This window comes from Micromonospora sp. KC213 (assembly GCF_004348325.1).
GTDB lineage: Bacteria > Actinomycetota > Actinomycetes > Mycobacteriales > Micromonosporaceae > Micromonospora.
This window is the reverse complement of sequence record NZ_SMKF01000179.1, coordinates 1-11,911: the sequence shown is the minus strand read 5'-3', so window position 1 is coordinate 11,911 and position 11,911 is coordinate 1. Positions and strand designations below refer to the sequence as shown.

The following is an 11,911-nucleotide window of genomic DNA, read 5'->3' as shown; positions in this document are numbered from 1 at the left end:
GTTGATCACGACGCCCGCCGCGCCGATGGCGAGCGCGCCCACCGTGCCGACGGCGGCCCAGACGGCGCGGGGCGTGACGACCGGGCGGGACTCGACCGCCCGAAGACGGGCGTCGACCTCGGGCGCGGTCGCCGGGCGGGCCTCCTCGGCGCGAAGGCGGAACTCGACGTCGGCGAGCCTGCGGGAGTGTTCGTCGAGCTTCGCGCCGTGCTGGGCGGCGACTACGTCGAGCTTGCCTTCAAGCCGGGCGAGGATGATCAGCATGGACGCCGTGCCGTCCGGCGGCGGGCCCTCGGCGGTCGTCGTGATGGTCGTCGGCATGGGCGGTGGTGTCCTTACTCGGCGAGTCGGCGAGCGTGCTCATCCGCGACGGCCGAAGCGAGCGCGGCGCGGAAGCCCGTGTCGGCCGCGAGCGCGGCGGCGACCTGGGCGGCGTCGACCGCGACGGTCGGGCGGGCGAGTGTGGCCTTCACCTCGGCGAGCTGCGCGCCGATGCTGCGGAGGGTCGGGTGGCTGACCGGCGTCGCGCCCTGGGCGTGGTCGACGCCCTCGGCAATACGCAAGTAGACCTGTCCGATCGGCTCTGCGCCGTGCAGACGGGTCAGCGCGGCGTGGACGGCGCGAATCTGCGGGAGGGCGGCGTGCAGCTCGGCGAGCTGGCGCTTCTCGGTGGCGTCCAAGTCGGGGGCCTCCTTAATGGCACCGATGAAGATTAGGTAACGGCGGAAGACGCCGCTCAGGTCGCGGCCGGACTTCGTCGCGTCGCGGAAGAACGAAATGTGCGTGTGCCAGAGGTGGGAAGAGTCGCCCGAGGTTCGCTTTCCGAGGCGATCCCAGCGCTTGACGGTCTTCCCGTCCGGCGAATAGATGATCTCGCGAATATCGCGGGTATCGGCGAAGCCTGCGCGGCACTGCTCGACCAGCCATACGGAAAAGGTGTGGAGGTTATGAGTCCGGCCCAGCGCGTCGCGGTAGCTGAACTGCCCGATATCGAGGGCCGAGGCGAAATCGCTCAGCCCGTCGGCGTCCCGGCGGGACTCAACCACCGAATAGTCACCCGTAACGACGCGGTCGCGCCCGCAGTGATAACCGCCCCGGTGCGCCGGGTCGCCGACGATGCCGACTTCTACCGGTTCGAGGTCCGCAGCCCGCGCGTTGGCCTTGTCGGTGTTGAGGTGGGTCAGTAGCAACGACCGCACGGCGAGTAGGTTCTTCGGTGCTGTGGTCACACGGCCTCCTTTCGGCACAAGGAAGGGCGACCCCGTGAAGCTGGGATCGCCTTTTCTGCGGCGCGGTTACTCGAAGATGATCACGGTCAACGCCGTGTGCACCGCGTTGATCCGCACAGTGCCCGTACCGGACGCCCGCGCGGCCTGAAGCTTGAAGACGTGGTCACCCGCGGTGGCCAGGACCCCGGGCATGAACTGGGCCGGCGTCGCCCGCGCGCCTACCGCAACGTTGCTGAAGTTGATGATCGCCTGACGGCCTAGCGCGGTCGCCCCGACCATGCACCGCACGGGGACAGTCGCCGCACCGGTCGCCGTCAGGTCGCCGTCGAGCGTCCACAGTGCCAGGTACCGCGCCCCGGGGCGCGTCGTGGTGACGGGGATCGTCGCCCCGGGCAAGTCGACAAACGTGGTCGACGTCGGCGTGACCGGCGAGGTGACCTCGGCCGTCGGCCATTGCGCCCCGAGCTTGCCGTTTGCGAAGGTGGCGTCGCCGTTCACCGACAGCTTTCCCAGTACCTCTGTCCGGTCGCCGATCAGTGCCACGTACGGCAAACCGCCTGCGGCGTCGGAGCCGTACAGGTTGACGCCCGAGATGCGCGAGCCAGGTACGGCGGGCCAGCCGTCGACCGACGGCGAGATCAGGCGAAGGATTGCCTTGTCGATCCCGTTGGAGTTGATGATCTCGGCAAACAACTTCGCTTCGTTGCTGAAGGAATGACCGTCGGGGTTGCCGGCGTTCAGGTTAAGCGCCGTCTGACTCAGGGTTGCGTACCGCCCGCCCGAGCCGGTCACGCCTACGCCGTCGTCGTCGAGTAGTACGGTCTGCCCGGCCCCGCCGGCCGTGATGCTGCCGCCGACGATCTCGACACCCGTGATGGTCCTACCGTCGATTGCGTCCGCCGATATCTTGTCGGCCGTGATGGCCCCAGCCTCGATCTTGTCGGTTGTGACCGCGTTCGCTCGCAGCTTCGGCGTACTGATTGAGTCGTTCGCGATTTCCGTCTCAGTGATCGACCCCGCGGGCAGGTCGAGCGCGGTCGCCACGACCTGACCCCCGTTAGCGCCGGTTACCGCATACGACCCGTCATCCTGCGCGCCGACGGTCAGGACCGGCGTTCCGTCGGTGTCGGTGACAGTCAACGCGCCACCGTCGATCGAGGATCGGGGGAGACGGGCGGTGCGCTCCAACGCAGTCAACCGGCGGCGCATGTCGGCGATCTCGCGGGCCAACGTGTCCGAGCTAGGCAACGGCTCCCCCATAAGTAAAGGCGTCACTTCGACGCAGATCGAGGACGGCCCGGTCGTCGCTGACCAGGGACCATCCGGTGATGCGGTGCCAGATCGCGACATCGCCCAGCCAGGGCAGGGACGCACGGATCAGAACGTCGTCGCCCAACGCCCAGGACCCGATCGGGGCGTGAGGGTGGTTGACGACCTCGACCGAGGCGATCTCGGCGACGTTGCGGCGGGCGGCCAGCTCGGCGCGAGCGAACGCGGTCAGGCGCTCTCGTGTCGTCACGCTCTTGTCCGTGTAGACGAACGTGCGACGAAGCCGGCCGTCCCGCTCGGCGATGTCGGTAACGACGGCTTTCCGGCCCTCGCCGGACCCGAGCGCGTGGATCGCGTTCGCGAACTCGCCGCCGTCGCGGTCGACCTCTACGACCTCGACTACGTTCACGCCCTGCTCAAACGCCAGGTCGTCGCGCCTCCGACCGAGCCGCGGGTAGCCGAGCCGTAGCCGGTGGGCGATTTCCTCGCCGTCCCAGTAGTGCTCTTCGGCGTAATCGATGGGAGTCTCACGGGCCAGAGCGTCAATCTCGCCGCCGCAGTCGGTCGCCTCCCACCAATTGATCGCGTAGGGCTCGCCGGGCTTTCCGAGGCGGATCGGCGTAGTCGTCGGGTCGATGACTACGCCGAGGTCCCCGTCTTCGTTCTCCTGTACGTACCGCCATATCTCGCGGATAGCGTCGGCCGGATCGATCGAGGTCGTCGACACCGCACCGCCGTAGGGCAGGCCATGCGGGTAGGCACTGAAGCCCGCCGCCTCGATTTGCCAGTCCGGGCCGGTGAAGTGCGAGCGGATGATGATTCCGCCCCACCGGATTTCGCCGTCTGCCTCGGCAAACAGGAATGTGCCCCACTCGTCGAATAGCGGAAGCCCGTCGGCACCTCGAAGCTGCCCGACGTCCGGCGTCACTGTGCCGCGAAGCGACCCGGGGCCGGATAGCGCCCACGACAGATCGTCGAGGGTTAGCGGTACGTCCCAGTGAAGCCACTCTTTCGTTACGGCGCGCTGCGCGATGTACCGCCAGGTCGTCACTCGGGGGCCTCGAAAAACTCGACATCGGTCACGATCGTGGTCGCAGTGTTCGCCCGCAGCTCGCCTGTACCTGATGCGCCCCGGTAGGTCACGCGGGTTTGAATCGATACGTTCTGAGTGGTCCCGCGCATCGCCGACGGAATCGCCAGAGTGTCGGCGGTCAGTAGCGGCCGGTCGAGAGCATCGCCACCAACTGCGCCGTTGGTGTCGTAGTTGGTGTCCTGCCCGGTGACCGTCCCCAGCTTGACCCTGCTCGCCCCGTTGACCTTGTCGCCGAACGCCAGTGTTCCGGCGACGTTCTGCACGATGCGCGCGTGGGTCGCCCAGCTCGGCACCGCGACCGGCTTCACGGCTGCGTCAGGAAAATTGACGTATGTCGACGTCGTTAGGCTCGTGATGCCAGACGGCGACGACACGATCAGCGACCGGTCTCGGCGGGGGTTGGCGACTTGCCGAAGGTCGACGATCATCGCCTGCGTGACGGTGCCGGTATTCGCCGGTAGGTCGATGCGGGCGAGTGCAATCGCGCTGTATCCGAGGCCCAGCGCGGCGACGGACGTCGTCCCGGACGGGACACCCGAGATCACGCGGGCGAAGACGTAGGGTCCGGCGGCGACGTCCGGGGGCTCGGCCCACGGCTCGCCCGGCATGAAGGGGTCCTCGACGCGAGCGACCACCAAATCCGAACGCCCGCCCCCCGAGCCGGTCGCGGCGATCGGGACGACGGTCTCGGCCGGCATTCGGGCCGCGTACGCCTGATAGGTCCCACCGGTCGCGCGAGACAGGATCGAGCACGCCCCCGGCATGACCCGGACCGACGTACCCGGCACCGCGAGAGCCCTCACGCCCAGGTCGGCCGGGCCCATCGTGCCTTCGTTGCCGCGGAAGGCCGTATAGGCGACCATCCGGGCGACCTCGGGGGAGTGCTCGGCACCACCGCCCACGAACCACGGGACAGGGTCGAACGCCATCGTTTACACGCTCCTACGGGGTCGGGTACGCCTCGCGCCAGGCGAAGCGGAGGTAAGAAGTGCCGGTCTCGTCGATCCCTCGGAAGGCCAGCTCGTACGGGCCGGGTGGGAGCGCCATCGCGGCGAGGCGAGGCGAGCTGCGCGTCACCGCGCCGGCCAGCGACCCGCCGCCGTCGAGGAGGATCACGCGGGCCCACGGGCGGGTGTCGACCGTGACCGAGCGGTCATAGGCGAGCGTCGTACGCAGCTCGAAGCGCCACTGACCGACGACCTCGACGACCGGGTTCGTGACCGGGCCGTAAATCGTCAGGACCGGCCACGCGCCCAGCTCGCCGCCGACCGTGATTCCCGCCGAGCGGTCGGATGTGGCGGTGGTCGTCAGTGGCGCGGCGAGGGGTGCTACCAGGCCGCCGCCAGTCGGCGGGGCGAGCGTGACCGTTCGTGAGTCCTCGTCGGGGGCATAGAAGACGTCGTCGACCGCCGCGAAGTCGGCGACGACCTCGGCCACGCCCTCGTGAATCTCGGTCTCGTCAGAGGCGAAGCGTCGGGGCCGCCCGTAAACGACCCGCTCGCGGCCGGCGTGCCTCATGCGCAGTTCGGCGACCGCGCCGGGCGTGTGCCGGACCGCGTCGCCGCGCCAGGCCGTCGCGAGACCGGCGAGCGTGGCTCGGGCCTCGGCCTCGCTGTCGCCGAAGACGCCCAGCTCGACCGTTATCGTTCGTCCGCCCCGGAAGTCCTGGCCGAAGGCGCGGCCGTCCTCCCGGGGGCGGTCGGTGTCGTCGTCGGTAATCCCGACGTCGCCGAGGTCGGGAGCGGCCATGTTGACGATGGGTAGGTCCGCCGGCCCCCAGGTGACCTCGGCCCCTGGGAGGCTCAGCGTCCACTCTCCGTCACGCATACACGCCCCCTCGCCGGATGCGCCGCAGCGCGAACGTCACTTCTTCGAGCTGATCGCGTGCGCTCTCGCGAGACGGGGCCAGCGTGAGATTCCCGATCAACGGGCCGCCCGCGGCGGCGGTCGTGCCGCCGGTGGTTCGGCTCGCCGGGGCCTCGGGCGCGGCGGTCATGTCGGCGACTGCCTTCGTCACCCGTCCGGTGCCCTGGGTGATGCCCAGGGCCATGCCGTCGGCGGTGTACCGGCCGATCTCCATAAAGACTCGGCTCGGGGAGTTGATGTCGAGGGCCCGTCTCGCGGCGTTCATCGCCGCCGCACCGAGCTGACTACCCGCCGCGCTGATGTTGCCGACGCGCGAGAGCATTCCGCGGACCATGCCGCTCACAATCGACGCGCCGATACTGAACATCTGGCCGGGCAGGCCCGCCAGTGCGCCGAGGATGCGCCGGGGAATGTCTCGCGCAGCCGAGACCAGGCGGTCGAGCTGCGCCATGGCCCCCGCACGCATCCGCAGGAAGAAAGCGATAACCCGCGCCGCCGTGATCTCTATCGAGTTGAGAAACCCACGGATCGCGGCGATCTTCAGGCCGACCACCGCGGCTACGGCGTTGAAAATGCCGGTGACCCGGTCCTTCCACGCGGACAGCGTCGCGCCCCAGCCTTCGACCTTTCGGACCCATTCGTCGACTTTGCCTGCCCACCCGGCAATGCGCGGAATCCATTCGTTTTGGATCTTGCTGATTAGCTCGCCGAGCTTATCCATAAACTCTTGGATCTTCTGTTTGTTCTCCGGGTTCGCCAGCCAGTCGCGCACACTCTTTAGTGCGCCGCGCACGCCGCCGAGGAATGAGTCCGACGCCTTCTTCGAGGACGGGAAGAAGGTGTTGATCAGCTCCTTACCGATGCCGATCACGAGGCCGCCGATCGCCCAAATATCCTTCAGGGCTTGCGCGGCATCCTTCATGAACTGCGCCAGCGCGCCGGACTTCTCGGCCTGCGCGATCCACGCGGCGAACTTCTCGAACGTGCGGCCTAGGCCGTCGCCGAGCGCAGCGAGGAAGGGAACACTCGCCTTCGCCAGCTTGCCGAAGGCCCCGATCAGAGGATCAAGGCCCTTCCCCAATCGGTCGAGGAAGTCACCGAAGCCCTTTACGGCGGCCTGGGTGTTCTTGATGAACTCGGGCCGCGAGAGCGCGTTTAGGACCGTCTTGCCGAAGCGGTTAAAGCGGGTACCGAGATCGCCGAGCATCGGCTTTAGGGCGGGGAGCCACCGCGTAGCGAATCGCTTCAGGGTGGCGTCGAGGCCGGCAAAGACTTTGTCCTGCACGAACTTACGCAGATCAGACAGCGGCTTTCGTAGTCCCTGAAACGCCTTGACGAACTTCCGAGCGTTCGGCGACAGCCGCTTCAGCGTCTCATCCGTTGCCTTTCCCTTTTCCATCACTTCGGAGAAGGCGTCGCCCAGGCCGCGGAAGGCGAGGGTGGTTACACCGATCGACGCGGTACCGCCGGCCAGGACCGTAAAGAACGACCCGAAGAGACCGCCAGCCAAGAGCACGGCCGGGGCGAGAGCGACGAATCCGGTTGCCACGATGGGAATCGCAGCGGCGACCGCGAGGAGTGCACCGAGGAGGAGATTCAAACCGCCCGTTGCTACGGTCGTGCCTGCTCCCTGAAGTACGGTCGTGACACCAGCAAGCGCGGTCTTCGCCATTCCGGCGAGCGCGTCATTCGCGTTAGAGATGAAGCTTCGGACGCCCGCAGAGAGCGCCCGGAAACCGTCCCGCCCACCCTCGATAAAGCCTGCGGCGATGCCCAGACCCAGCGACCGACGCATCCGGTCGCCTTGTGACTGCGAGCCGGCGAACATCTCGCGGAAGCCCAGCCGGAAGCCACCGCGCATCGCGTCGCGAACCGCGCCGAGGAGGCGGGTCCGCATCCGGCGGGTGCCCTCCTCGGCACCGTCGGCGAGACCGTCACGGACGCCCCGGCGGGCACCCTCGGCCGCCTGGTCGGCGACGACGATCGTTACGCGCGCGGCCCCGTCCTCGCCGCCCTCGCGAATCGCGTCGCTGATCGAGCGGGACAGACCGGCGGACGTCTCGGCGGCGATCGTGTCGCCGATCGCTGCGCCGGCCTCCTTCGCCCACTTATTGAGTGCGGGGGTGGCTTCCCGCGTCAGGTGCCGGTGAAGGTTCTTCAGCGACGGCATTACCTGCAACGTCGCGTAACCCACGTTCGACATGCGGGGCCTCCTCTCGGTGCTGGGCCAGCCGGGCGCGCTGGGCACGCAGCCGCGCGGCGAGGTGTTCGTGACGGGTCACCGCGGCGGCCTTCTCGGCCTCGGCCGAGGGCTTCGGGCGCAGAGGATGCGGCTGGCCGGTAAGCGCGTGATAGACGTCGGCGAGGAGGACGTCTGCCGGCGTCGTGCCGACAGGAAGGCCGCTCTCGGCGGCCCAGGTCGCCGAGCCGGGCGGCAGGTTCGAGACCAGCGCGCACAGTCGGCGCAGCGAGAGCGCGCCCGTCCACAGGTCCCCGAGGGCGACGCCGTAGAAGCGCTGAAGATCGGCCTCTACGGCGGCGTAGTGCTGGGCAAGGACCCGGGCGAGCGCGATTAGTTTCCCGCGATCCCTGCGGCCCGCTGGGCCTCGTCGAAGAGGGCGTTCAGGTCGCCGATCGTGCGCGGCTTCGAGCGGAAGCGCTTCATCTGCTCGGGGCCGAGGACCAGGGTCACCGCGCCCAGGACGCGGCCGTCTTCGAAGCGGTCGAGAACGTCGAGGTCCCAGTCCGCCGAGGGGGCAATGGTGTAGGTCTCGCCGTCGAACACGAACTGTGCGACCTTGCCGGCGGCCTCGGCGCGAGCGGCGCGGGCCGGGGACGGACGGGTACCAGACATTGGGGGGCTCCTTCGGGAGTGCGGCGCGGATGGCGCGGAAAGGGAGGGCCCCGAGACCGTCCGCGCGGCGGTCCCGGGGCCCGAGTAGTGCTGATCGTTCAGTGCATCACGGCGCGGTGTCGCCGGAAATTTCGGTGTAGAGAGTGCCGTCGGCCTCGGGGTAGATCGTGACCTTGATCGTGTAGACGGTCGGCTCGGTCTCGCTTTCCTTCGTCTCGCCGTCGACCTCGGCGACCGCGCGCTTCACGATCCGGCGCTTCACCTTCGTACCCTCGCGGACCTCGAACCCGATACCGATCTCGACGGTCTGCGGGACCTTCACGGTTGCGGTCGTGATGCCGGTGACGCCGTCGGTCGTGCGCGTACTACCGGGGTTGACCAGCTCGAAGACAACGGGGTTGTCTTCCATCGCAACGAAGCTGATCGTCCGCTTGTGCTTCGACTTGACGACCTTCACGAGCTTTCCGCCCCAGGCGTACTTTTCGTTAGTGTCGCCTTCGCGCTCCTCGGTGAAGCCCTCGTCGCCGTCGAGGAGGCCGGCGGCGGACCAGCCCGCGCCCCATGCGGTCGTGAGGTCGGTCGGTCCGGCGGTGTTCGGGTCGGCCGTGTAAACGTCCGCGTCCGTCCACTGATTGACGTTCGTGCTGTCGCCAGCCATGGCGCTCTCCTTACTCGCGCGGGCGCAGCCGGGCGCGAACGGTGAAGTAGGTCATCGGCCGTCCCGTGTCCGGGTCGTCCGTGGGGAGGGGGCCGGTCTGCGCCAGGAAGCCGAAGAGGTTCGGGCCGCCCTCGTACGCGAGGAGCGTGGCGTGTAGCTCGTCGGCGAGGTCGTAACCGGCGGCGTCCTCCTCGGCCCAGACGGCCACGCGGACCGAGGCGGTCGCGGTCGCGCGCAGCCGGACGAAGAGACCGTCCGATGCGACCAGGCCGTACGGCAGGGCCGGGACGTCGCCCTCGGGGAAGTCTTCGAGGCGCAACGTCCCGAAGCGCACGTCCGGGCGCAGGGCCCGCAGTACGGCCAGCGTTGCGGCGCGCGGGTCGGCGAAGCGGATCGGAGCGCGGGTCACAACGACCACCGATCCCGCTGGCGCAGCCGGGCCAGCTCGCGGCGGTGCCGGGCGACTGCTAGACGGCGCTCGCGCTGTTCTGCCGTCTCGCTCTGGCGCTGGCGGCGGGTCTCGGCGCGCTTGCGCATCTTCGCCCGCTCGGTCTCGGCTGTCACTTCGAGGCCGGCGGCGGTCGCGGCCTGCGTCAGGACGCCGTACTTCCCTTGTACGCCGAGGCCGCCGGGGTGCGCGATGGTGACCGACTGTGTCGCGCGGTCGGTCTCGAAGGGGCCGGTCTCGACTGGCATTCCGTGCCGCCGGATCGAGTGATGGGCGTGTACGTGTGCTGCGACCTCCTCGGCTTTCTCCGCCATGGCGGCGGCGAACCCTGCCGACTTCAGAATCTCGGCAATGCCCTTGTGATCGAGCCGGATACGGGCGTTTGCCATGGTTACCTCCGTCGCAGCCGGACCGACACCCGGGTCATGACCTCGCGCGACGGCGACCGCAGCCGGCGAGGGTCGCCCTCGACATCGTACGTGTCGGCGCGGATCGCCAGCCGGTCGCCGCGTTGTACGTCCGCACCGGCAGGCAGGAAGACCGCGTCGCCAGTCAGGAATCCGGCCGCCTCGCCGACCGGCACGTGAGGGCCTGACCCTGGGTTGCCGTAGGCGTCGGCGGTCGTCTGGCGCAGCACGGTCACGGGGTCGGGGAATCTCACGCCGTCACCGCCGGGAACGGGTCCGCAGCCGGCGGGCCGGCGTACGCCGACGGCGTACGGACTGTGTAAACGCCCGAGCCGGCTAGCTTGCCGGCGGCCCGCTGGACGATCGTCACTTCCGCGGCAGTGAGGTACATCGACGTCGCCTCGCGGGCGTACTGGTAGGCGTAGTCGCCGACGGACTCGCCCGAGTAGCCGTCGGGGTTGCGGTAGGCACGCAGGGCCGCCGCGAGGACGACGGTGGCGACCACGGGCGGGGCCGTGATCGTGACGCCGTCCTCGGCGACCCAGTCGGTACCGGCCTCGGCGCGGACGAGGGCGCTCGCGTCTTCGAGTGCCACCCCCGCCCGGACGAGGTCGGTACCGGCCAGCGTGCCCGGGGCCAGCCCTAGCCGCCGCTCCAACTCAGCGACCGGGGCGAGCGGGGGCAGGCTCACGGGGGTACTCCGATCAGGCCGGGACGGTCGAGGTCAGGACCCGAATCGCCGGGGTGACCAGCGAGGTTGAGCCGTCCTTGGCGAGGCGCTTGACCGGCATGGCCTTGCACCCGGCGTAGGTCTGGAAGATCGACCGGTCCTTCAGGACGTTCGAGTCGTAGTCCTTGACCCAGGTCAGTGCGAAGCCGTTCGCAGACTCGGACGCCGAGAAGGCGGCACCGTCCGGCGGGAACGGGGCGCGGATCGCCAGAGTGAAGGCATCGCGGCCGTAGAAGATGATCTCGTCGTCTTCGAGCCTGTTGTTTTCCATGGTCATGAAGCCACGGACCCGGCCGACGTTGGCGTTACGAAGAGCCTCGGTCGACCCCGACTGCGACACGTCGGTGAGGGCGCTCGCGTCGACCAGCTCGGCGTACACGCCAGTACCGACGGCGGCCCACAGGCCGTCGCTCGGCAAGCCCAGGTCCCGCAGCGCCTTTCGGGCCTTGGTGAAGGTGAGCTGCGGCTTCGCCGGGTCGTACGTGATGGTCAGGGTCTCGGGGACGGCCTGCATGGTCTCGGTCACGAGGTTTTCCAGGTCCTCGACGATGCCGCGGACCTGCGGAACGGTGACCTGCCGGGTGAAGTTGGCGATGTCCATCCGCATCTGAAGGTCGGACACGTCAACCGCGCTGTAGACGTGCTGGGTCATCTCGACCGGGACGGTCGACTCGCTGATCGTGTCGGTCACGATCGCGGTACCGTCGGCGGTCATCGCCCGGCGGCGGGCCTTCAGGGTGTTGGGGGTCCGGACGTTCACGACGGTGCCCTTGCCACCGCCGAAGGCGTCTTCGTAATCGCGGTTCACGGTCGCGGCGAGCATCAGATCATCGCGAACCAGCGCGATCGCGGTGGAAAGCACCTGCTCGGGGATTACGAAACTGTGCGGCATTGCTACCTCTCAGGGGTCAGTAACCGCGCGCCGCTCGGGCGGTCGCGACGGGGTCGAAAGCGGGGGTCGCGTCGTTCGGCGCGCGGCCCGGGGTGAGCGCCGGCCTCGGCAGACCCGGAAGCGGGTCCTCGGCCGGGGGCTGACCCGCGGCGAAGTCGGCGGCGACCTTCGCGGCACTCGCGGCGATCTCCTCGGCCGTCGAGCCGGTGACGTAGCCCGTCAGGTGCGCCGGGACCTTCGCCTCGGCGATGGCGGCCTTTTTCGAGGCTTCGAGCGCGGCGGCGCGGGTCTGCGCCAGCTCGGCCGCGAGGGCGTCGATCTGGGCCTTCACGTCGTCGCCCGGCGCGGCCTGGCGCTTCGCCTTCTCGGCGGCCAGCTCGGCTCGAAGGTTCTCGATCAGCCGCGTCCCGCGGGCCTCGTCGTACGGGCCGTCGAGCTTCACGGCCGGCGGGGCGGGCGGGGTGC

The 11,911-nt window shown here is 69.2% G+C and carries 16 protein-coding genes; 1 reads left to right on the top strand and 15 read right to left on the bottom strand.

Annotated elements, in window-relative coordinates; all coding sequences use genetic code 11:
* The 7 genes from E1166_RS25700 to E1166_RS25670 form a co-directional block, all read right to left on the bottom strand.
* Positions 1-321 (bottom strand): hypothetical protein (locus tag E1166_RS25700; RefSeq protein ID WP_132342507.1); only part of this gene is annotated, 321 nt, incomplete at its 3' end.
* 14 nt (positions 322-335) lie between these two features.
* Positions 336-1,229 carry a hypothetical protein gene (locus E1166_RS25695; RefSeq protein WP_132342506.1) on the bottom strand — a complete coding sequence of 298 codons (894 nt, stop codon included), beginning with the start codon at positions 1,227-1,229 and terminating at the stop codon, positions 336-338.
* Positions 1,230-1,295: 66 nt separating this feature from the next.
* Positions 1,296-2,459 carry a hypothetical protein gene (locus tag E1166_RS25690; protein WP_132342505.1) on the bottom strand — a complete coding sequence of 388 codons (1,164 nt, stop codon included), beginning with the start codon at positions 2,457-2,459 and terminating at the stop codon, positions 1,296-1,298.
* Between the two features lie 10 nt (positions 2,460-2,469).
* Positions 2,470-3,549: a hypothetical protein gene (locus E1166_RS25685; protein WP_132342504.1), complete on the bottom strand. Its 1,080-nt coding sequence runs from the start codon at positions 3,547-3,549 to the stop codon at positions 2,470-2,472.
* Positions 3,546-4,520 carry a hypothetical protein gene (locus tag E1166_RS25680; protein ID WP_132342503.1) on the bottom strand — a complete coding sequence of 325 codons (975 nt, stop codon included), beginning with the start codon at positions 4,518-4,520 and terminating at the stop codon, positions 3,546-3,548. The genes E1166_RS25685 and E1166_RS25680 overlap by 4 nt, the downstream gene beginning before the upstream one ends.
* 13 nt (positions 4,521-4,533) lie before the next feature.
* The gene (locus tag E1166_RS25675; protein WP_132342502.1) at positions 4,534-5,418 is read right to left on the bottom strand and encodes a hypothetical protein; all 885 of its coding nucleotides are present in this window, start codon (positions 5,416-5,418) and stop codon (positions 4,534-4,536) included.
* Positions 5,411-7,660 carry a hypothetical protein gene (locus tag E1166_RS25670; protein ID WP_132342501.1) on the bottom strand — a complete coding sequence of 750 codons (2,250 nt, stop codon included), beginning with the start codon at positions 7,658-7,660 and terminating at the stop codon, positions 5,411-5,413. Before E1166_RS25670 ends, E1166_RS25675 begins: the two co-directional genes overlap by 8 nt.
* On the opposite strand from E1166_RS25670, the gene E1166_RS25665 reads away from it, so the two are divergent.
* The gene (locus tag E1166_RS25665) at positions 7,659-8,033 is read left to right on the top strand and encodes a hypothetical protein (protein WP_132342500.1); all 375 of its coding nucleotides are present in this window, start codon (positions 7,659-7,661) and stop codon (positions 8,031-8,033) included. The two genes, E1166_RS25670 and E1166_RS25665, sit on opposite strands and share 2 nt — an antisense overlap.
* On the opposite strand, the gene E1166_RS25660 is transcribed toward E1166_RS25665, so the two are convergent.
* From E1166_RS25660 to E1166_RS25625, 8 genes are all read right to left on the bottom strand, one after another.
* A complete protein-coding gene (locus tag E1166_RS25660; protein ID WP_132342499.1) occupies positions 8,030-8,311 on the bottom strand; it encodes a hypothetical protein in 282 nt (93 codons plus the stop codon). The two genes, E1166_RS25665 and E1166_RS25660, sit on opposite strands and share 4 nt — an antisense overlap.
* Before the next feature lie 106 nt (positions 8,312-8,417).
* The gene (locus E1166_RS25655; protein WP_132342498.1) at positions 8,418-8,969 is read right to left on the bottom strand and encodes a hypothetical protein; all 552 of its coding nucleotides are present in this window, start codon (positions 8,967-8,969) and stop codon (positions 8,418-8,420) included.
* Between the two features lie 10 nt (positions 8,970-8,979).
* The gene (locus E1166_RS25650; RefSeq protein ID WP_132342497.1) at positions 8,980-9,378 is read right to left on the bottom strand and encodes a hypothetical protein; all 399 of its coding nucleotides are present in this window, start codon (positions 9,376-9,378) and stop codon (positions 8,980-8,982) included.
* A complete protein-coding gene (locus E1166_RS25645) occupies positions 9,375-9,806 on the bottom strand; it encodes a hypothetical protein (protein ID WP_132342496.1) in 432 nt (143 codons plus the stop codon). The genes E1166_RS25650 and E1166_RS25645 overlap by 4 nt, the downstream gene beginning before the upstream one ends.
* A gap of 2 nt (positions 9,807-9,808) precedes the next feature.
* Complete coding sequence (locus tag E1166_RS25640; RefSeq protein WP_132342495.1) at positions 9,809-10,078, bottom strand: hypothetical protein; 270 nt, start codon at positions 10,076-10,078, stop codon at positions 9,809-9,811.
* Positions 10,075-10,515 carry a hypothetical protein gene (locus tag E1166_RS25635; protein WP_132342494.1) on the bottom strand — a complete coding sequence of 147 codons (441 nt, stop codon included), beginning with the start codon at positions 10,513-10,515 and terminating at the stop codon, positions 10,075-10,077. Before E1166_RS25635 ends, E1166_RS25640 begins: the two co-directional genes overlap by 4 nt.
* A 13-nt stretch (positions 10,516-10,528) precedes the next feature.
* Positions 10,529-11,416: a P22 phage major capsid protein family protein gene (locus tag E1166_RS25630; protein WP_165944430.1), complete on the bottom strand. Its 888-nt coding sequence runs from the start codon at positions 11,414-11,416 to the stop codon at positions 10,529-10,531.
* A 46-nt stretch (positions 11,417-11,462) separates the two neighbouring features.
* Positions 11,463-11,911: hypothetical protein (locus tag E1166_RS25625; protein ID WP_207914517.1), on the bottom strand; the 449-nt coding region annotated here is incomplete at its 5' end.

What these genes read in the sequence shown, in the direction of transcription:
- E1166_RS25680 (WP_132342503.1), bottom strand. Translation starts at nt 4,520, where the DNA reads ATGGCGTTCGACCCTGTCCCGTGGTTCGTGGGCGGTGGTGCCGAGCAC.
- E1166_RS25675 (WP_132342502.1), bottom strand. Translation starts at nt 5,418, where the DNA reads ATGCGTGACGGAGAGTGGACGCTGAGCCTCCCAGGGGCCGAGGTCACC.
- E1166_RS25665 (WP_132342500.1), top strand. Translation starts at nt 7,659, where the DNA reads ATGCGGGGCCTCCTCTCGGTGCTGGGCCAGCCGGGCGCGCTGGGCACG.
- E1166_RS25670 (WP_132342501.1), bottom strand. Translation starts at nt 7,660, where the DNA reads ATGTCGAACGTGGGTTACGCGACGTTGCAGGTAATGCCGTCGCTGAAG.
- E1166_RS25660 (WP_132342499.1), bottom strand. Translation starts at nt 8,311, where the DNA reads ATGTCTGGTACCCGTCCGTCCCCGGCCCGCGCCGCTCGCGCCGAGGCC.
- E1166_RS25655 (WP_132342498.1), bottom strand. Translation starts at nt 8,969, where the DNA reads ATGGCTGGCGACAGCACGAACGTCAATCAGTGGACGGACGCGGACGTT.
- E1166_RS25645 (WP_132342496.1), bottom strand. Translation starts at nt 9,806, where the DNA reads ATGGCAAACGCCCGTATCCGGCTCGATCACAAGGGCATTGCCGAGATT.